General features: G+C 69.7%; 21 protein-coding genes. 12 read left to right on the top strand and 9 right to left on the bottom strand.

Annotated elements, in window-relative coordinates; all coding sequences use genetic code 11:
• The first annotated feature begins 75 nt into the window (after positions 1–75).
• A complete protein-coding gene (locus ASG60_RS20405) occupies positions 76–1,611 on the top strand; it encodes a DegQ family serine endoprotease (RefSeq protein ID WP_082483951.1) in 1,536 nt (511 codons plus the stop codon).
• 58 nt (positions 1,612–1,669) lie between these two features.
• On the opposite strand, the gene serB is transcribed toward ASG60_RS20405, so the two are convergent.
• Positions 1,670–2,566 (bottom strand): phosphoserine phosphatase SerB, encoded by an 897-nt coding sequence (serB, locus tag ASG60_RS20400; RefSeq protein ID WP_056362923.1) that lies wholly within the window; start codon positions 2,564–2,566, stop codon positions 1,670–1,672.
• A gap of 17 nt (positions 2,567–2,583) precedes the next feature.
• On the opposite strand from serB, the gene miaA reads away from it, so the two are divergent.
• Complete coding sequence (gene miaA / locus ASG60_RS20395; protein ID WP_056387521.1) at positions 2,584–3,546, top strand: tRNA (adenosine(37)-N6)-dimethylallyltransferase MiaA; 963 nt, start codon at positions 2,584–2,586, stop codon at positions 3,544–3,546.
• Here miaA and ASG60_RS20390 read toward each other — a convergent pair.
• Positions 3,524–4,390, bottom strand: a complete 867-nt coding sequence (locus tag ASG60_RS20390; protein WP_056387517.1) for an NAD(P)-dependent oxidoreductase — start codon at positions 4,388–4,390, stop codon at positions 3,524–3,526. The genes miaA and ASG60_RS20390 overlap by 23 nt on opposite strands.
• Positions 4,391–4,467: 77 nt before the next feature.
• Positions 4,468–5,610, bottom strand: coding sequence for a GTP 3',8-cyclase MoaA (gene moaA, locus ASG60_RS20385; protein WP_244474396.1), 1,143 nt, complete (start codon positions 5,608–5,610; stop codon positions 4,468–4,470).
• A 96-nt stretch (positions 5,611–5,706) separates the two neighbouring features.
• Here moaA and ASG60_RS20380 point away from each other — a divergent pair, with 96 nt between their 5' ends.
• The 7 genes from ASG60_RS20380 to ASG60_RS20350 all read left to right on the top strand — a co-directional run bounded on the left by ASG60_RS20380 (position 5,707) and on the right by ASG60_RS20350 (position 11,397).
• Positions 5,707–6,198 (top strand): DUF971 domain-containing protein, encoded by a 492-nt coding sequence (locus tag ASG60_RS20380; RefSeq protein ID WP_056268470.1) that lies wholly within the window; start codon positions 5,707–5,709, stop codon positions 6,196–6,198.
• Positions 6,199–6,222: 24 nt separating this feature from the next.
• Positions 6,223–7,599, top strand: a complete 1,377-nt coding sequence (locus ASG60_RS20375; protein WP_056387686.1) for an MATE family efflux transporter — start codon at positions 6,223–6,225, stop codon at positions 7,597–7,599.
• A 198-nt stretch (positions 7,600–7,797) separates the two neighbouring features.
• Positions 7,798–8,370: an iron transporter gene (locus ASG60_RS20370; RefSeq protein WP_056175007.1), complete on the top strand. Its 573-nt coding sequence runs from the start codon at positions 7,798–7,800 to the stop codon at positions 8,368–8,370.
• An 11-nt stretch (positions 8,371–8,381) separates the two neighbouring features.
• A complete protein-coding gene (locus ASG60_RS20365; protein ID WP_056175011.1) occupies positions 8,382–8,714 on the top strand; it encodes a cupredoxin domain-containing protein in 333 nt (110 codons plus the stop codon).
• A 29-nt stretch (positions 8,715–8,743) separates the two neighbouring features.
• Positions 8,744–10,144, top strand: a complete 1,401-nt coding sequence (locus ASG60_RS20360; protein ID WP_056387682.1) for a 4Fe-4S binding protein — start codon at positions 8,744–8,746, stop codon at positions 10,142–10,144.
• Positions 10,145–10,184: 40 nt separating this feature from the next.
• Positions 10,185–11,009, top strand: a complete 825-nt coding sequence (locus ASG60_RS20355) for an FTR1 family protein (RefSeq protein ID WP_056268467.1) — start codon at positions 10,185–10,187, stop codon at positions 11,007–11,009.
• 16 nt (positions 11,010–11,025) lie between these two features.
• Positions 11,026–11,397 (top strand): tRNA-binding protein, encoded by a 372-nt coding sequence (locus tag ASG60_RS20350; protein WP_056387514.1) that lies wholly within the window; start codon positions 11,026–11,028, stop codon positions 11,395–11,397.
• A gap of 1 nt (position 11,398) precedes the next feature.
• Here the strand turns inward: ASG60_RS20350 and ASG60_RS20345 are convergent, their stop codons facing one another.
• Together ASG60_RS20345 and ASG60_RS20340 are read right to left on the bottom strand one after the other, a co-directional pair.
• The gene (locus tag ASG60_RS20345; RefSeq protein ID WP_056387511.1) at positions 11,399–11,734 is read right to left on the bottom strand and encodes a DUF167 domain-containing protein; all 336 of its coding nucleotides are present in this window, start codon (positions 11,732–11,734) and stop codon (positions 11,399–11,401) included.
• Positions 11,731–12,120 (bottom strand): tautomerase family protein, encoded by a 390-nt coding sequence (locus ASG60_RS20340; protein WP_056387509.1) that lies wholly within the window; start codon positions 12,118–12,120, stop codon positions 11,731–11,733. The genes ASG60_RS20345 and ASG60_RS20340 overlap by 4 nt, the downstream gene beginning before the upstream one ends.
• Before the next feature lie 202 nt (positions 12,121–12,322).
• Here ASG60_RS20340 and ASG60_RS20335 point away from each other — a divergent pair, with 202 nt between their 5' ends.
• Positions 12,323–13,207 carry a CoA ester lyase gene (locus ASG60_RS20335; RefSeq protein WP_056174490.1) on the top strand — a complete coding sequence of 295 codons (885 nt, stop codon included), beginning with the start codon at positions 12,323–12,325 and terminating at the stop codon, positions 13,205–13,207.
• Between the two features lie 25 nt (positions 13,208–13,232).
• On the opposite strand, the gene ASG60_RS20330 is transcribed toward ASG60_RS20335, so the two are convergent.
• Entirely contained in the window at positions 13,233–13,538 is a 306-nt protein-coding gene (locus tag ASG60_RS20330) for a hypothetical protein (RefSeq protein WP_056387506.1), read from the bottom strand.
• On the bottom strand, positions 13,535–15,832 hold the full coding sequence (locus ASG60_RS20325; protein ID WP_056387502.1) for an FdhF/YdeP family oxidoreductase: 2,298 nt from the start codon (positions 15,830–15,832) through the stop codon (positions 13,535–13,537). The genes ASG60_RS20330 and ASG60_RS20325 overlap by 4 nt, the downstream gene beginning before the upstream one ends.
• A gap of 237 nt (positions 15,833–16,069) precedes the next feature.
• Between ASG60_RS20325 and ASG60_RS20320 the strand changes: the two genes are divergently transcribed.
• Positions 16,070–16,360: a hypothetical protein gene (locus ASG60_RS20320; RefSeq protein ID WP_056268452.1), complete on the top strand. Its 291-nt coding sequence runs from the start codon at positions 16,070–16,072 to the stop codon at positions 16,358–16,360.
• Here ASG60_RS20320 and ASG60_RS20315 read toward each other — a convergent pair.
• Both ASG60_RS20315 and ASG60_RS20310 read right to left on the bottom strand, forming a co-directional pair.
• Positions 16,357–17,436 (bottom strand): quinone-dependent dihydroorotate dehydrogenase, encoded by a 1,080-nt coding sequence (locus ASG60_RS20315; protein ID WP_056174497.1) that lies wholly within the window; start codon positions 17,434–17,436, stop codon positions 16,357–16,359. The genes ASG60_RS20320 and ASG60_RS20315 overlap by 4 nt on opposite strands.
• Positions 17,433–17,786 (bottom strand): DUF952 domain-containing protein, encoded by a 354-nt coding sequence (locus ASG60_RS20310; protein ID WP_056268446.1) that lies wholly within the window; start codon positions 17,784–17,786, stop codon positions 17,433–17,435. Before ASG60_RS20310 ends, ASG60_RS20315 begins: the two co-directional genes overlap by 4 nt.
• Before the next feature lie 212 nt (positions 17,787–17,998).
• On the opposite strand from ASG60_RS20310, the gene ASG60_RS20305 reads away from it, so the two are divergent.
• The gene (locus ASG60_RS20305; RefSeq protein WP_056174501.1) at positions 17,999–18,631 is read left to right on the top strand and encodes a helix-turn-helix transcriptional regulator; all 633 of its coding nucleotides are present in this window, start codon (positions 17,999–18,001) and stop codon (positions 18,629–18,631) included.
• Positions 18,632–18,683: the final 52 nt, after the last annotated feature.

Genomic DNA, 18,683 nt, shown 5'->3' with positions numbered 1-18,683 from the left:
GCAAGGGCACAAGCCCCCTTGATCGTCGGGTCCGGGGGACGATCTAAGAGCAACGTTTCAGCCAAGAGGTCGATCATGGATTCCGTCGCGCGCGCTGCTCCCGCGCCCCGCCTGCGAGCGCTGCGCCGCTCCCTGTGCTCGGTCCTCGTCGCCGTCAGCCTGGCGACCCCGCTCGGCGTCACCGGCCTGTCCCAACCCGCCTATGCCAAGGGCCCCGAATCCCTGGCCGACCTCGCCGACCAGGTGACGGACGCCGTGGTGAACATTTCGGCCTCCACCACCGTCGAGGCCCGGCCCAACACCCGCAGTGGCCCGCAACTCCCGCCCGGAACCCCGTTCGAGGATCTGTTCGAGGAGTTCTTCAGCAAGCGCGGCGGTCGCGGTGGCGGCGGTGGTGACGGAGAGGCGCCGCGCCAGCAATCGCGCAAGTCGAACTCGCTCGGCTCCGGCTTCATCATCGACGCGTCCGGCATCGTGGTGACGAACAACCACGTCATCGGCGACGCCAACGACATCCAGGTGATCCTGCACAACGGCACCAAGTTGAAGGCCGAGATCATCGGCAAGGACCCGAAGATCGATCTCGCGGTACTCCGGGTGAAGCCCGATGCCGACAAGCCCCTGAAGGCCGTGCCTTTCGGTGATTCCGAGAAGATGCGGCCGGGCGACTGGGTCATCGCCATCGGCAACCCGTTCGGCCTCGGCGGCTCGGTCTCGGCCGGCATCGTCTCGGCGCGCGGACGCAACATCGAGTCCGGTCCGTACGACAATTACATCCAGACCGACGCCGCCATCAACAAGGGCAATTCCGGCGGACCGCTGTTCAACATGAACGGCGAGGTCATCGGCATCAACACGGCGATCCTGTCGCCCACGGGCGGCTCCGTCGGCATCGGCTTCGCCGTGCCCTCGGCCACGGCGTCCCAGGTCATCGATCAGCTGCGGGAGTTCGGCGAGGTCCGGCGCGGCTGGCTCGGGGTGCGCATCCAGAACGTGGACGACGCCACCGCGGAGGCCCTCGGCCTCAAGGGCGGCGCCCGCGGCGCCCTCATCGCCGGCGTCGACGAGAAGGGACCGGCGAAGGTCTCGGGCCTCGAAGTCGGCGACGTGATCACCAAGTTCAACGGCACGGCGGTGAAGTCGTCGAGCGATCTGCCGCGCATCGTCGCCGCGACCCCCGTCGGCAAGATCGTCGAGGTGATCGTGGTGCGCAAGGGCGCCGAGACGACGAAGTCCGTCACCCTCGGCCGCCTGGAGGACAACGAGAAGCCGCAGCTCGCCAATGCCCGCCAGCCCGAGGCCGAGAGCGCCGTGCGTCAGGCGCTCGGACTGAACCTCTCGAACCTCACCGACGATCTGCGCCGCCGCTACGGCATCAAGGACAGCCTCAAGGGCGTCGTCGTGATGCGGGTCGATCCGAATTCGACCGCCGCCGACAAGCAGATCAAGCCCGGCGAACTCATCGTCGAGGTCGGTCAGGAGCCGGTGAACAGTCCGGCCGAGGTGACGAAGCGCGTCGAGCAGCTGCGCAAGGAGAACCGCAAGTCGGTCCTCCTCATGGTGGCGAGCGCGTCCGGCGACGTTCGCTTCGTGGCCCTCGGCCTCGAATAACCCTCGACGCGGCAAGCCCTCCGAGAGAGGCCGTCGTCCCCCCGGACGGCGGCCTTTTTCAGTTCACGAACTCGCTCGCACCATACCCTTGCAGGTACAGGAGGGCGGTGAGATCGCCGTGGTCGATGCGGACATGAGCCGCGGCCGCGACGGCGGGCTTCGCCCGGAACGCGACCCCGAGCCCCGCCTCGCCAAGCATGTCGAGGTCGTTTGCGCCGTCCCCCACGGCCAGGGTTTCGGCCGGGTCGAGGCCGAAGCGGCTGCGCAAGTTGATGAGGGTGGCCCGCTTCGTCGCCTTGTCGACGATGGGCTCTTGGACGGAACCCGTGAGCCGGCCGTCCGCGACACCGAGCGTCGTCGCATGGGCCTCGTCGAACCCGATTTTTTCCGAGATCGGCCCGGTGAACAGGGTGAAGCCGCCGGAGACGAGGCAGGTGTGGGTGCCGTGCGCCTTGCACGTCTGCACCAGGGTCCGGGCGCCGGGCATGAGGGTGATGCGTTCGGCGATCAGGCTGTCGATGACACCGACCGGCAGATCCCGCAGGAGCGCGACCCGCTCGCGCAGGGCCGGAGCGAAGTCGATCTCCCCCCGCATGGCCCGTTCGGTGATGGCCGACACCTGATCCCGCAGGCCCACGGTGTCGGCGAGTTCGTCGATGCATTCCTGCTGGATCATGGTGGAATCCATGTCCGCGAGGAACAGGCGCTTGCGCCGGTGCGGGCCGGCGGGCAGGACCGCGACGTCGAAGGGCTCGGACGCGAAGGCCGCACGCAGGCGCCGGGCGAGGGCGGGCGCATCGGCGGCGGCACCCGGCACCAGCACCTCGGCGGCGACCTCACCGTGGAGGATGCGCGGCTGATGTTCCGTGCGCAGCACCCGGCGGGTCTCGGCCAGGACCGCATCGGTGATGGCGGGACGCGCCGCGTTTGCTATCAGGATCGCGACGAGGGACATCCGGGAGCTTCCACGCCTTGCCGCCGGTCACGGACACAGCACACGCGCACGGCCGGCCGGCGGCCATCCTCATCGCAGGGCCGACCGCCTCCGGCAAGTCGGGCCTCGCCACCGCCCTGGCGCGCCGGTTCCGGGGCGTGGTGATCAACACCGATTCCATGCAGGTCTATGGCGATCTCAGGCGCCTCTCGGCCCGGCCGAGCGAGGCGGAGGCGGCCCTGGCGCCCCACCGCCTCTACGGCCATGTCGATGGCGCGACCAACTATTCGGCCGGACATTTCGCCAGGGAGGCAGCCGCGCTTTTCCGTGCGGTGCGGGCGGAGGGCCGCCTGCCGATCTTCGTCGGCGGCACCGGACTGTACTTCCGCGCCCTGGAAGAGGGGCTGTCGGAGTTGCCGGCCGTGCCCGACGCCGTGCGGACCGCGATCCGGGCCGAAGCCGAGGGCCGGGCGACCGAGGCCCTGCACGCGGATCTCGCCCTCCGCGATCCCGCTGGCGCCGAAGCCCTGCGGCCGAGCGACCGGGCCCGGATCATGCGGGCCCTCGAGATCCTCGCCGCCACGGGAAAACCCATTGCCAGCTTCCAGGGCAGCCGAACGCCCGGTCCCCTCGCGGGGCTGCCGCTCCTGAAGCTGTTCCTCGCCCCCGAGCGCGCGGCGCTCCGCGCGGCCATCGACGCCCGGTTCGCCGCGATGCTCGCGGACGGCGCCCTCGACGAGGTCGCGGCGTTGCGAGAACGCCGCCTCGACCCGCTCCTGCCGATCATGCGTGCTCACGGCGTACCGGGCCTGATCGCCCACCTCGACGGGGTCATCGACCGGGCCGAGGCGATCCGGCGCGGACAAGCCGACACGAGGCGCTACGCCAAGCGTCAGTTCACTTGGTTCCGCCACCAGATGGGACCGGACTGGGACTGGACCGCCCCGGAGGCGGCCCTGACCCACGCCGAGGCACGGCTTACTTTTCCAGACGGGCGATGAGGCTCGACGTGTCCCAGCGGTTGCCGCCCATGCCCTGGACGTCGGCGTAGAACTGGTCCACCAGGGCCGTCACCGGCAGCTTCGCGCCGTTGCGGCGCGCCTCGGCCAGCAGGATGCCGAGATCCTTGCGCATCCAGTCCACGGCGAAGCCGAAATCGAATTTCTCCGCGTTCATGGTCCGGCCGCGATTCTCCATCTGCCAAGAGCCGGCGGCGCCCTTGGAGATCACGTCGAGGACGGCGTCGACGTCGAGTTCGGCGCGCTTGGCGAAGTGGATCGCCTCCGACAGCCCCTGCACCACGCCCGCGATGGCGATCTGATTGACCATCTTGGTGAGTTGGCCCGAGCCCGACGGGCCCATGAGGCGGCTCGCCTTGGCAAAGCACAGGATCGCGGCCTCGACGCTGGCGTAGGTCGCGGCGTCGCCGCCGCACATCACCGTGAGGGCCGCGTTCTCGGCTCCCGCCTGACCGCCGGACACGGGAGCGTCGATGAAATGAAGGCTGGCGGCGCTGGCGATCTCGGCGAGTTCACGGGCGACTTCGGCGGAGGCCGTGGTGTGGTCGACGAAGACCGCGCCCTTCGTCATGCCGGCGAACGCGCCGTCGTTCCCGAGGGTCACGCCGCGCAGGTCGTCGTCGTTGCCGACGCAGGCGAAGACCACCTCCTGGCCCTCGGCAGCCTGACGCGGGGTCGGCGCCGCCGCGCCGCCATGGGCCTTCACCCAGGCTTCCGCCTTCGATGCCGTCCGGTTGTAGACGGTTACGTGATGGCCGTGCCGGGCGAGGTGCCCCGCCATCGGGCCACCCATCACACCGAGGCCCAGGAACGCGACCTTCGCCATCAACCGTCTCCACCGTTCGAACGCACGCTGGACGGGGGTCTAAGTGGGCGGGGGCGAGGGGTCAAACCCCTCTGTCTTCAGCCGCCGGTGACGCTCATGTGGCGCGGCACCGCCGCCGGGCGGGCCCGCTCGATGACGAAGTCATGGCCCTTCGGCTTGCGTGCGATAGCATCCACCACAGCCTGCGTGACGAGGGCATCGTCCGGAGAGGCGCGGAGCGCCGCGCGGAGATCCGCCGCGTCCTCCTGGCCGAGACACATATAGAGCTGACCGGTGCAGGTCAGGCGTACGCGGTTGCAGCTCTCGCAGAAATTATGGGTGAGGGGCGTGATGAAGCCGAGGCGCCCACCGGTCTCCTCCACGCGCACGTAGCGCGCCGGACCACCGGTGCGGTCCGGCAGGGGGGTCAGGGTGTAGCGATTCTCGAGGCGCGCGCGGGCCACCGACAGGGGCAGGAACTGATCGGTGCGGTCGCCCTCGATCTCGCCCAGCGGCATGACCTCGATCAGGGTCATGTCCATGCCGTCGCCGTGCGCCCAGGCGATCATATCGGCGATCTCGTCCTCATTGACGCCCTTGAGCGCCACGGCGTTGATCTTGACCTTGATGCCGGCGCGCCGGGCCGTCGCGATGCCGTCGAGCACCACCTTGAGATCGCCGCGACGGGTCACGGCCTTGAACTTGGCGGGATCGAGGGTGTCGAGGGAGACGTTGACGCGCTTGACCCCGAGGTCGGCGAGTTCGGGCGCGAAGCGGCCGAGCTGCGTTCCGTTCGTGGTCATGGTCAGCTCCTCCAGCGCGCCCGTGCCGAGATGGCGGGACAGGCGGCGGAACAGATGCATGATGTCACGCCGCACCAGGGGCTCGCCCCCGGTGATGCGCAGCTTCCTCACCCCGCGCCCGATGAACACCGCGCACAGGCGATCTAGTTCCTCGAGGCTGAGAAGGTCGCGTTTCGGCAGGAAGCTCATGTCGTCGGACATGCAGTAGACGCAGCGCAGGTCGCAGCGATCCGTCACCGAAATGCGCAGGTAGGTGATCGCCCGCTGGAACGGGTCGATCAAGGGCGCGGGCGCGGACAAGGGCGCAGACGCAGGCTTGGACAAGGGCGCGGGGACAGGCGTCACGGGCGCGTCGTCGGTGCGTGGACCCCACATGCGAAACTCTGAACCCTGGTCTGGGGAAGGCACTGGCGTTTGGTCGCGTGACGAACCTAGCATGAAGAAGCATATGAGGTCTTGCACCCGCGCGGGCAAGCGCGCACCGGGGCGACGTGTCCGCACGTGGAACCACCCCTTCCACAAGGAGACTGCCACATGGACCAGCAGACCCCCGCTCAACGAACCACCGCACCCGCTCCGGTCGCATCGGAGCGCTGGCCGACGGAGATCCGGCTGTCGGGCGACAAGCGCAGCCTCATCGTCGCCTTCGAGGATGGCGGGCGCTTCACCCTGCCGGCGGAATACCTGCGGGTGTCGAGCCCGTCGGCCGAGGTCCAGGGCCACTCCCCGGCGGAGCGCAAGGTGATCGGCGGCAAGCGCGAGGTCGCGATCCTCAAGGTCGAGCCCATCGGCAACTACGCCGTGAAGCTCACTTTCGACGACATGCACGACACCGGCCTGTTCGGCTGGGGCTACCTCTACGACCTCGGCCGTGAATACCGGAACCGCTGGGCCACCTACCTATCGGAGCTGGACGAGCGAGGCCTGACGCGCGATCCCGCCATGCGGCCGGCGAAGAAGCCGGCCGGGACTCCGACGGAGAGTTCGGGTGGCGGCAGTTGCGGCACCGGGTGCGGCTGTCATTGAGGGCATATCGATGAGGGCATGCCGATGAGCGTCCGCGGAGCCCATCCCGCACCCGCGACGAACCGGCGCGTCCTGTCCCTCGCCCTGCCGATGACGGTCGCCAACGTCACGACGCCGCTCCTCGGCTTCGTCGGTGCGGCGGTGATCGGGCGGCTCGGCGATGCGGCCCTGCTCGGCGCCATGGCGCTCGGCGCCGTGATCTTCGACGCGATCTTCTGGTCGTTCGGCTCCCTGCGCATGGCGACCGCCGGCCTGACGGCGCAGGCGGTGGGCGCCCGCGACGGCGCGGAGGTCGACCGCACCCTGGCGCGGGCGCTCGCCGCAGGTCTCCTCGTCGGCCTCGTCATCGTGATCCTGCAGGGGCCCATCGGGCAGGGCGCCTTCGCCATCAGCGGCGCGAGCCCGGCGGTGATCGCCGGCCTGTCGGACTATTTCCATATCCGCATCTTCGCGGCGCCCTTCACGCTGGCGAACTACGCCATCCTGGGGTCCGTGCTCGGCCGCGGCCGTACGGATCTCGGGCTCGTGCTCCAGATGGCCATCAACCTCGTCAACATCGCCCTGACCCTCGCCCTCGTGCTCGGCGCGGGCATGAGCGTCGCGGGCGCGGGCCTCGCCACCCTGGTGGCCGAGGCGGTTGGAACCGGGCTGGGGCTCCTCGTCCTCGCCCGACTCGGCTCCTATCCGTTCGGCGTGCCATGGCGGATCGTCGCCGATCCCCTGGCGCTCGCCCGGATGCTCAGCGTCAACGCCGACGTCATGATCCGCACCCTTCTGCTCGTCGCCTGCATTGCGGCGTTCTCGGCCCTCGGCGCACGCTCCGGCGACGTGGTGCTCGCCGCCAACGCCGTCCTGTGGAATCTCTTCATGATCGGCGGCTTCTTCCTCGACGGCTTCGCCACCGCCGCCGAGACCCTGTGCGGACAGGCCGTGGGCGCCCGTGACCAGGCGGGCTTCCGCCGCGCCGCGCGCCTGAGCCTCGCCTGGTGCCTCGCCTTCGGGGCCGCCATCGCGGGCCTGTTCCTCGTGACGGGTGGGGCCTTCATCGACGCGGTGACGACGAACCCCGAGGTCCGCGAGACGGCGCGGGCCTACCTCGTCCCGGCGGCCCTGGCGCCCCTCGTCGCCGCGCTCCCCTTCGCCTTCGACGGCATCTACATCGGCGCCACCTGGACCCGGGCCATGCGCAACCTGATGATCGGGGCCAGCGTCACCTATGGCCTCGCCCTGCTGGCGTTCCACGCGCTGGATCTCGGCAATGCCGGCCTGTGGTCCGCTTTCCTGCTGCTGCTGGGCGGCCGTGGCGTCGGTCAGGCCCTGGCCTATTCGGGCCTGACGGCGCGAACGTTTTCCCCAGCGGTCGAGCCGGGACTGCCCGCGCCGGTACGGCAGGTTGCGTGACCGTAATCGCCCCTCGGGCTGAAAGACCAGGAACCAATAGATCGGACGCGAGCACCCGCTTTGTTTCGAAAAGGTCCAACCACCATCGAATTAGAATGATTCCGATGTGACAATGTGACGAAGAAGCCTCTTTGCTTGCTTGTGTGGCTGGTCTACGCGCTCGATACCCTGCGCGAAGCTCCGATGTGCGAGAGATCCATGACCGCCCGCTCCATCACCGCCCGATGCTTGCCGTCCCTCCTCGTCGCCGGCTTCCTCGCCGCCGGTGCGGTCCTTCCCGCTCACGCGAAGGAGACGCCCATCGGTCCGCACGTGATCCAGAACGGGCTCGAAGTCGCCGCCGTATACCTCCAGCCCATCGAGATGGACCCGCCGGACATGATGCGCGCCGCCGCACAATCCGACCTGCATCTCGAAGCCGACATCCGCGCCGCCAAGGACAACCGCAACGGCTTCGCGGAGGGGGACTGGGTGCCTTCGCTCGCCGTCTCGTTCGAACTGACGAAGCTCGACGGCGAGGCCGCCACGGGGCCGAAGGTGTCCGGCACCCTCATGCCCATGGTGGCCAACGACGGCCCGCATTACGGCGACAACGTCAAGCTGTCCGGGCCCGGCCGCTACCGCCTCAAGCTCACGGTGGCGCCCCCCGGGGCCGGTCAGCATTTCGGCCGCCACGTCGACAAGGAGACCGGGGTCGCCGAATGGTTCAAGCCGTTCGACCTGATCCAGGACTTCACCTTCGCGGGCATCGGCAAGAAGGGCGCGTACTGACCGTGGCCCGGCTGCCGAACCTCCTCGCCGCCGCAGCAACGGCCACCACCCTCGCGCTCGGGCATCCGGCCCGCGCCGAGGACCTGCCGGTCATCAAGGTCGAGATGCGCGACGGGGCGATCATCCCCGAAATCATCGAGGTGCCGGCCAACACCCGGTTCAAGCTTGAGATCACCAACACGGGCAAGAGCCCCGTCGAGTTCGAGAGCACCGAACTGAAGCGCGAGAAGGCGCTGGCCGCCGGCGCCACCTCGTCCATCGTGTTCCGCACCATCGATCCCGGTCGCTACGACGTGTTCGACGACTTCCACCCGGATTCCAAAGCCACCCTCGTGGCGAAGTAGGCAGCGAAACGGACCGAATGGCGAACCCCATGGCGGCATCGGCCTCCATTTCACCGGGCGAGGCCTGGGTCGATGCCAAGCTGGCCGGCCTCGGCCAGTGGCTCCAGCGCAACGGCGGCATCATCCGCACGATCCAATGGGTCGTCGTGGCGATCTACCTCGTCCTCGTCGCGGTCCCGGCCTTCCTGCCGCTCCCTGGACGCACGGCGCACCTGTGGAACGACCTCACGGTGTTCGCCCAGTTCGCGTTCTGGGGCATCTGGTGGCCGTTCGTGCTGGTCAGCATGGTGGTGGTCGGGCGCGCGTGGTGCGGCATCCTCTGCCCCGAAGGCGCCCTCACGGAATTCGCCAGCCGGTGGAGCCTCGGCCGCGCCGTGCCGCGCTGGCTCACCTGGGGCGGCTGGCCGTTCGTGGCGTTCGCCGGCACCACGGTCTACGGCCAGATGGTCAGCGTCTACGGCTACCCGAAACCGGTATTGGCCGTGCTCGGCGGTTCCACGGTGGCGGCCATCGCCGTCGGCCTGCTCTACGGGCGCAACAAGCGGGTGTGGTGCCGCTACCTCTGCCCCGTCAACGGCGTCTTCGCGGTCCTGGCCAAGCTCGCGCCGGTGAGCTTCCAGGTCGATCACGCGGCGTGGAGCGCATCGCCGAAGCCGAAGGGCGAGAGCTTCAACTGCGCGCCCCTGGTCCCGGTCAAGACCATGAACGGCGCCGGCGCCTGCCACATGTGCGGACGCTGCAGCGGCTATCGCGGGGCCGTGCGCCTCGCCCGGCGGTCGCCCACCCACGAGATCGTCAACGTCGCCGGCAACGAGCCGAGCCTCGACCAGACCGCCCTCATCCTGTTCGGCATGATGGGCCTCGCGGTGGGCGCGTTCCAGTGGTCGTCGAGCCCGTGGTTCATCGACGTCAAGCAATGGCTCGCCACGATCCTGATCGAGCGCGGCATCTCCTGGCCCCTGGAGACGACACTGCCGTGGTTCGTCCTCACCAACTACCCCGAGCACAACGACGTGCTCAGCCTCCTCGACGGCGTGCTGCTGCTCGCCTACATCGTCGCCTCGGCCCTCATCCTCGGATCGTCCCTGTCGGGCTTCGTGGCCCTCGGCACCCGCGCCCTCGGGGCGTGGTCGACCCAGCGGTTCCACCACCTCACCCAGACGCTGATACCGGTCGCCGGCTGCGGCGTCTTCCTCGGCCTCTCGGCCCTCACCGTGACGTTCCTGCGCGGCGACGGTCTCGTCATCCCCTATGTCTCCGAATTGCGCGGCGGTCTCCTCCTCGGCAGCAGCCTGTGGAGCACCTGGCTCGCCTGGCGGGTGTCGGGGCTCTACGCGGCCGGGGCGCGCCGGATCGCCGCCACCCTCGCCATCGCAGCGGCCTGCGGCCTCTCGGTGTTCGGCTGGGTGCTGCTGTTCTGGATCTGGTAACCCGCGCGGCCCTTCGGCGCGCACACAAGGATATCCGCGCATGATCGGCGCTTTCGTCATCGCCTTCCGCGAGGTCATCGAGGCCGGCCTCATCGTCGGCATCGTGCTCGCCGCGACACGCGGGATCAGTGGGCGCGGCCGCTGGATCGCCCTGGGTATCGTCGGGGGACTGGCGGGCGCCGCCCTCATCGCGCTGTTCGCGGAAAAAATCTCCGACGCCTTCGAGGGTGCCGGCCAGGACATCCTCAACGCCGCCGTGCTCATCGTCGCCGTGCTGATGCTGATCTGGCACAACACCTGGATGAGCAAGCACGGTCGCGAACTCGCCGGGGAGCTGCGCGCGGCCGGCGACAAGGTCCGCACCGGACAGACCACGGCGGCCGCCCTGGCCCTCGTGGTCGGCGCCGCGATCCTGCGCGAGGGCGCCGAGCTCGTGCTGTTCCTCTACGGCCTCGTCGCATCCGGCACCTCCGGGATCGATATCCAGCTCGGGGCGCTCGCGGGCGTCGCGGCCGGTGCCGCCCTGTCGGGGGTGAGCTATTTCGGTCTCGCCGCCATCCCGACCCGCTACGTCTTCTCGGTGACGAGCGCGCTGATCATCTTCCTCGCCGCCGGCCTCGCCTCGCAGGCCGCTCAGTTCCTGGTGAACGCGGGCGTCGTCACCGTGCTCGATCGCCCCCTGTGGAACACCACCGCGATCCTGCGGGAGGACAGCCTCGCGGGCCGCGTGCTCCACGCCCTCGTGGGCTACACCGACCGGCCGAGCGTCCTCCAGGGCCTCGTCTACCTTGGCACCATCCTGGTCATGGTCGCCCTGATGCAATGGTCGTCGGCGGACAAGCGCCGGCAGGTCCGCACGGCCTGAGGCGCGCGAGGTCGTCATGCACGCCAGCCCCACGCCCGACGCCCCGGCGGCCGAGACCATCGGATTCGACGCGTTCCTCGCCGTGGATATCCGGGTCGGAACCATCGTGTCGGCCGAGCCGTTCCCGGAGGCTCACAAAGCCGCCCTGAAGCTCGTCATCGATTTCGGCGGCAGCATCGGCCGGAAGCGGTCGAGCGCCCAGATCACCGAGCATTACCGGGCCGAGGACCTGCCCGGCCGTCAGGTCGCCGCCGTGGTGAATTTTCCGCCCCGGCAGATCGGGCCGTTCCGGTCCGAGGTGCTGACCCTGGGCCTTCCCGACGCCGCCGGGGCGGTGGTGTTGTTCGCGCCGGACAAACCCGTGCCGAACGGCGGGCGCCTGTTCTGACTTATCGGCGCAGGGGCGCGGCCGCGATCCACTCGCCGATGCGGCCGCTCAGAACGACGGGATCGCCCGCGAGCGCCACCACCTTCCGACGAGCCGTCTCGCCCGAGACGATGCGGATCTCGCTGCGCCGCAGCTCCAGGACCTCGGAAAGGTAGCCGATCAAGGCCGCGTTGGCGGCGCCCTCCACCGGCGGGGCAGCGACGCGCAGCTGCACGGCAATCCGTCTGTCAGCCCCGGCGACGAGACCGTCGAGGCCGGACCGCGCGGCGCGGGGGGTGAGCCGGACGGCGAGGCGCACGCCGTCCGCATGGGCGGTATAGGGGAGGGCCGGCGTCACAGCTCGCCCGTGAGGAACTGCGCCCGGCCGTGGCCGAACGACCAATCGGCGTCGCTGTTGACCATGCAGGACACCATCACGTCGGCCGGAGCGATGCCGCAGGCGGCCTCCAACTTCTCCGTGAGCAGGCGATAGAAATCCTGCTTCATCTCCTGCGAACGCGGGCGGGTGAACACCTGCACTACCACCACGTCCTCCGTGCGCGGGATGCCGAGGCCGGTATCCTCGACGATCATCCGCGACGGCTTGTGCTCGGTGACGATCTGGTAGCGGTCGCCGGCCGGCACCCGGAAGGCTTCCAGCATGGCCTCGTGGGCCGCATCGAGCAGGGTCTTCAGCTCGGCCTCGGTACGGCCTTCGATGAGATCGAAGCGGATCAACGGCATGGCACTCTCACTCTTCGGGATCGACGAGCCGCGGCAGAACGGCTGCCTTGCTTGGTTTCGTCGGCGACGTCGGGCGAGACCATAGCAGTCCCTGTCCGCTCGCGTCCCGATTCGGGGAAGGAACTGCCATTCGCGGGGCCGTGCGGGGTGCCCAGGCGCCGATGTTGCATTAAGGTGCGCGGCGATTTCACAGGAACCCGCGATGTCCGACCTCCGCCTCCGCCGCAGCGTGCTGTATATGCCCGGTTCGAACCAGCGTGCTTTGGAAAAGGCCCGGACCCTCGCCGCCGATTCGCTCATCCTCGACCTCGAGGACGCGGTGGCGCCCGACGCCAAGGAACTCGCGCGCGAGCAGGTCTGCGCGGCGGTCAAGGAAGGCGGCTACGGCAAACGCGAGATCGTCATCCGGGTCAACGCGCCCCAGACGCCCTGGGGTGAATCCGACCTCAAGGCGGCGATCCAGGCCCGACCCGACGCGATCCTGATGCCGAAGGTCTCCTCGCCCGCCGTGCTGGAGAGCATCGCCAACCACCTCGAAGCCTTGGAGGCGCCCGACAGCATCGCCGTCTGGGCCATGATCGAGACTCCGGCGGCCATCCTCAACATTCAGGACATCGCGAAAGCCCGGCGCGACCGGCGCACCCGGCTCACCGGTTTCGTGCTCGGCACCAACGATCTCGCCAAGGACACCTGGGCCCAACTCGTGCCCGGCCGCGTGCCGATGCTGCCGTGGATGATGTTCACCCTCGCGGCCGCCCGCGCCGAGGGTCTGATCATCCTCGACGGCGTCTGGAACGACATCGGCGATGTGGACGGCTGCCGCGCCGAGTGCCAGCAGGCGCGCGACCTCGGCTTCGACGGCAAGACCCTGATCCACCCCAACCAGATCGAGCCGGCCAACACCTGCTTCGCCCCCACGGAAGAGGAGGTCCGCCGCGCCCGCATCGTCATCGAGGCGTTCGACAAGCCCGAGAACCTGAAGCGCGGCGCCATCAAGATCGAGGGCCGCATGTACGAGCGGCAGCATATCGGCATGGCCCGCCGGGCGGTGAACTGGTCGGAGGCCATCGCGGCCAAGGGGCAGTAGGGGCGCCTCGCGACGGCCGGGCCACTCAACCGTGAAGGTGGTCGAGGAGCGCCCGGCCCGCTTCGGTGACCGCGTAGTGCGTGCGCTGGGTGCGGGGGGCGCGCTCGATCACCGTCAGCAGCGCCGCCTCGCCGTCCAGGACTTCGACGGCCCGCAGCACGAGGGCATGCTCGACGCCGAACACGCGCGAAAAGCTGCGGCTGTCGGCGGCGAGGGCGAGGTGCAGGGCCGCGAGCACGCCCGCTTCCAGGGTCGAGAGCCCGGGCTGCAGGGCGGCGACGGAATCCGTCACCGCCAGGAAGGTTTCGGCGTCGGCCGGGGGTTCGCTCACGCGGCGGCCGGCGCGCGGAGGTGGACGAGCACCGACTTCGAGGTCGGCGTGTCGCTGCCCTCGCCGAAGGTCGAGAGCGGCACGAGGACGTTGAGCTCAGGGTAATAGCCCGCGAGCGAGCCGCGCGGCATGTCGAAGGGCACGAGGCGGAAGCTCTCCGCCACCCGGGTCACGCCGTCGTCGTGGTTGCCGACGATATCGACCCGGTCGCCCATGCGCGCGCGGATCTCCGCGAGGTCGTCGGGATGGGCGAAGACCACCCGGCGTTCGCCGTAGACGCCGCGATAGCGGTCGTCGAGGCCGTAGATGGTGGTGTTGTACTGGTCGTGGCTGCGGAAGGTCTGCAGCACGAAGGTGCCGGGCGTCGTGCTAGCGCGCTGGTGCTCCGTCGTCTCCGGCAGCACGTCGGCCGAGAAGTTGGCGAGCCCCGTCTCGGTCTCGAAGTTGCGCTCGGCGGCGAGGTTTCGGAGCATGAAGCCGCGCGGACGCCGCACCCGGACGTTGTAGCCCGCGAACCCCGGGATCGTGCGCTCAATGAGATCGCGGATCCGGTCGTAATCCTCCGTGAGCGACGCCCAGTCGACCCGCTCCGAACCGACGGTCGCCGCCGCCATGCCGGCGATGATGGCGATCTCGGACAGGAGCTCCTTCGAGGCCGGCTTGTTGATGCCGCCCGAGCCGTGGACCATGCTCATGGAATCCTCGACCGTCACGATCTGGGTCTTGCCCCGGGCGTTGCGGTCGATCTCCGTGCGGCCGAGGCACGGCAGCAGGTAGGCGACGCGGCCCGGCACGAGGTGCGAGTGGTTGAGCTTCGTCGCGATGTGGACGGTGAGCTCGCAGGATGCGAGGGCCTTGGCGACGAGGGCCGTGTCCGGCGTGGCGCGGGCGAAGTTGCCGCCGAGCCCGATGAACGCCTTCGACGAGCCGTCCAGCATGGCGCCGATGGCCGCGATGACGTTGTGGCCGTGACGGCGCGGCGCGGTGAAGCCGAACGTGGTCTCCAGGGCGTCGAGAAGGGCGGCGGAGGGCTTTTCGTTGATGCCCACCGTGCGGTCGCCCTGCACGTTGGAATGGCCGCGCACGGGGCACAGGCCGGTGCCGGGCCGCCCGACATGGCCGCGCAGGAACAGCACGTTGGCGAGTTCGCGAACCGTTGCGACGGAATGGCGGTGCTGGGTCACGCCCATGGCCCAGGTGCAGATCACCTTGTCGGCCCCGAGATAGACCTGCGCCGCGACCTCGATATCGGCGCGGGACAGGCCGGACTGATCCTCGATGGCCTCCCAGGTGGTGGCGTCGACGACGGCCCGGTATGCGTCGAGCCCGGCGGTGTGATGGATGAGGAATGCACGGTCGAGGACGGACGGCTTGCCGGCGTCGAGCGCCGCGTCGTCGGCGGCGAACACCGCCTTGGCGATGCCCCGGAAGGCCGCCATGTCGCCGCCGAGGCGCGGCTGGTAATAGTGGCTCGCCACGGGCGCGCTCGCGCCGCGCAGCATCTCGACGGTGTTCTGCGGATCGGCGAAGCGCTCGAGGCCGCGCTCGCGCACGGGGTTGAACACCACCACGCGGGTGCCGCGCTGGGCGGCCTTGCGCAGGTCGCCGAGCATGCGCGGATGGTTGGTGCCGGGGTTCTGGCCAACGACGAAGATCGCGTCGGCCTTCTCGAAATCTTCCAGCAGCACGGTGCCCTTGCCGATGCCGATGGCCGCCTGGAGGGCGATGCCGCTGGCCTCGTGGCACATGTTCGAGCAGTCGGGGAAGTTGTTGGTGCCGTAATGCCGAGCGAACAGCTGGTAGAGATACGCGGCCTCGTTGGATGCGCGGCCGGAGGTGTAGAACTCTGCCTGATCGGGATGGTCGAGGGCGTTGAGAGCAGCGCCGATGGCCGCGAAGGCCTCGGGCCAAGTGGTCGGCACGTAGCGGTCGCTGGTGGCGTCGTAGCGCATGGGATGGGTGAGCCGGCCCTCGCCCTCGAGGGCGTAGTCGGTCCAGCCGCGCAGCTCGCTCACGGTGTGCTTGGCGAAGAACTTCGGCGGGGTGCGCTTGTCGGTTGCTTCCCAAGACACCGCCTTGACGCCGTTCTCGCAGAACTCGAACGAGGAGCCGTGCGCCGGGTCACCCCAGGCGCAGCCCGGACAATCGAACCCATCGGGCTGGTTGGCCTTCAGCATGGCGCGGGCGCCCGAGAGCGGTGCGCGGCTGCCGAGGAGATGCTTGCCACAGCTTTTCAGCGCACCCCAGCCGCCGGCGGCGGACGAACGCTTGGGAGACGCGACCGGGTGATCCATGGACGATCCTGATGGGAAAGCTTCTGAGGTCGTAGCGACCTGCTTGCGTGAGGGACTACCGCACCGCACAGCGGCGCCTCAATCGGTCAAAAACGCAGGCCAGTCATGCGCTTGCACCGGGAAAGGTTTTACCCGGCTGGGTTTCGCCCGGGTTAAGGCACTGCGCTGCCGCACGCAGGTGGGGTATGCGTCGGCGAGGGGGCCTGCGGGCCTGGAACGGGCGAGGAGATCACCAGGATGCGAACCCCCGTACGGGTCAGCGCGGCCGTCGTCGTGGGCATCGCCGTCGCCGTCGCGATGATGGCGCACGATCGCCAGATGGACGCCGAATGGGCGATCTCGCCGGCGCAGATCGCGGACGCGCGAGGGGCGGGCAAGCCCGGCGTCGAGACCGCCCCGGGCCGGTTCGCGCGCCAGCCCGTGGCGAGCGAGGGCGCCGACCTCCTGCCGGTGAAATGGGGGCTGATCGGCCTGTTCGCCGCCTGCGTGGTCCTGGCCGGAACCGGCCGGCGGCGGTCGCGTCCCTAACCCGGCAGAGCCGCGAGAGCTTCGGCGTCCCGTCCGACGAACCCGGCCAAGCTGCCCGCGCCCTCGGCCGCCATCCGGGCGACGAGGCCGGCCTTGATCGACCCGATCAGGGCCGGCCCCTGATAGACCAGGGCGGAGTAGAGTTGGAGCAGGCTCGCACCCGCCAGGATCTTGGTCCAGGCCGCCTCGGCCGAATCGATGCCGCCGACACCCACGAGGGGGATCCGGCCGCCGACGCGCAGGTAGGTCTGCGCGAGCAGCCGCGTCGCGGGCTTGAACAGGGGTCGGCCGGAAAGGCCGCCGGTCTCGCGGGCAAGCGCCGTCTCGGCGAGGGTCGCGGGTCGCGCGATGGTGGTGTTGGAGACGACGAGGGCCTGCACGCCACGCTTCAGGGCGGTGGCCGTCATGGCGTCGAGGGCCGCGAGGGTGATGTCGGGTGCGATCTTGAGCAGGATCGCCGTACCGGGATGGACCGCGTCGCGGGCTTCCACAACCCGCGCCAGCAGGTCGTCGAGGAAGGCCTCGCCCTGAAGGTCGCGCAGGCCCGGGGTGTTGGGGGACGACACGTTGACGGTGACGAAATCGACGAGGGGCGCGAGGGCGCGGGTGCAGGCGACATAATCGGCGAGGCGGTCCGTCGCCTCCTTGTTGGCCCCGATGTTGACGCCGATCCGGCCGGGCTTGTCCCGCCGGGCCGCGAGCCGGCGACGCACCGTGTCGAGGCCTTCGCTGTTGAGGCCGAACCGGTTGATCACGGCACCATCGGCCTTCAGGCGAAACACGCGCGGGGTGGGATTGCCCGCCTGCGCCTTCGGCACCACGCCGCCGACCTCGACGAAACCGAAGCCGAGGCCGAGGAGCGCGTCGGGCACCTGGGCGCCCTTGTCGTAGCCGGCGGCGAGGCCGACGGGGTTGGGGAAACTGCGGCCGAGGATCTCCACGGCGAGGCGTGGATCGTCGGGCGGCGGGCGGCGCGGCGGCAGCAGGGACAGGCCCCGGATCGTGAGGTTGTGGGCCGCCTCGGCATCGAGGCTGTGCAGCAGGGGTTTGGCGAGGGGAAACAGCGCGCCGATCATGCGGCGTCTCCGAAACGTTCCGGGAAGACGTGGTTGCCGTCGGGCCCGACCGGCAGGTCGTGAACCGCCCGCACGGCCCCGAGTGGGAGGTCGCCGTAGAGGTGCGGGAACAGGTCGCCGCCGCGCGAGGGCTCGAAGCGGAGCGCCGCCCCCAGGGCCTCGGTGTCGACGGCGACGAGTAGGAGGTCGTGCACGCCGGAGAAATGCCGCGTCGCCGTCTCGGCCGCCTGGGGCGCGGTGGAGAAGTGGATGAAGCCGTCGGCGACGTCCACGGGCGCGCCGGTGAAACGTCCTTGCGCCTCCGCCGTCGCCCAGAGATCGCGCGGGCAGATCTTGTAGACGAGGGGCATCGGGTCTCCTTCGCGCGAGGGTCGCTCGCGTCCGGCGATAGAGCGCAGGCCGGCTCGCCGCAACCGAATCCGCTCGGCCGCCCCCGATCCTTCGGCGGCTCGTGGGCGGGGCGAAACCCGCGGGGGGCCATGCCGTTGCTTTCTGGGTATTTTAGTTCTACTTTCCTACACGTAGGCTGAGCGTCTTACACACTTTCCGTCGCGAGCCTCTCATGCTGTCGCACGAGCAGATCTGGACCGCCATCGATCGATTGGCCGAGCGCCACGGCTTCTCGGCCTCCGGCCTCGCGCGCCGTGCCGGCCTCGACGCGACGAGCTTCAACCGTTCGAAGCGAATCGGCCCGGACGGGCGCAAGCGCTGGCCTTCAACCGAATCCATCGCCAAGGTCCTGACCGCCACGGGCGCCAGCCTCGACGAGTTCCTGCGCCTCATCGAAGTCCGGACCGGACCGACCCGATCGATGATCCCCCTCGTGGGCATGACCCAGGCGGGGTCCGGACGGCTCTTCACCGACGAGGGCATGCCCACCGGCGGTCCCGGCTGGGAGGAGATCGAGTTTCCCGATCTCGCCGACGACCGGGCCTTCGCCCTGGAAGTGCAGGGCGATTCCATGGCGCCGCTCTACCGCGACGGCGACGTGCTCATCGTCTCGCCCTCCGCCAGCGTACGCAAGGGCGACCGCGTCGTGGTGCGCCTGAGCGCAGGAGAAGTCCTGGCCAAGGAACTCAAGCGCCGCACCGCCCGCACCATCGAACTCGTATCGCTCAATCCCGACCATGCCGACCGAGTCGTCAACGTGGCCGAGATCGCCTGGATCGGCCGGGTGATGTGGGTGCGGCAGTAGCGGCCCGTACGAAGCTTTGCCGCTTCGCCGGATCGGTTTATGCCTGAGATCC

This window comes from Methylobacterium sp. Leaf469, from assembly GCF_001424745.1.
Taxonomy (GTDB): Bacteria; Pseudomonadota; Alphaproteobacteria; order Rhizobiales; family Beijerinckiaceae; genus Methylobacterium.
The sequence above is the reverse complement of the archived record's forward strand: the minus strand, read 5'-3'. Positions and strand labels throughout refer to the sequence as shown.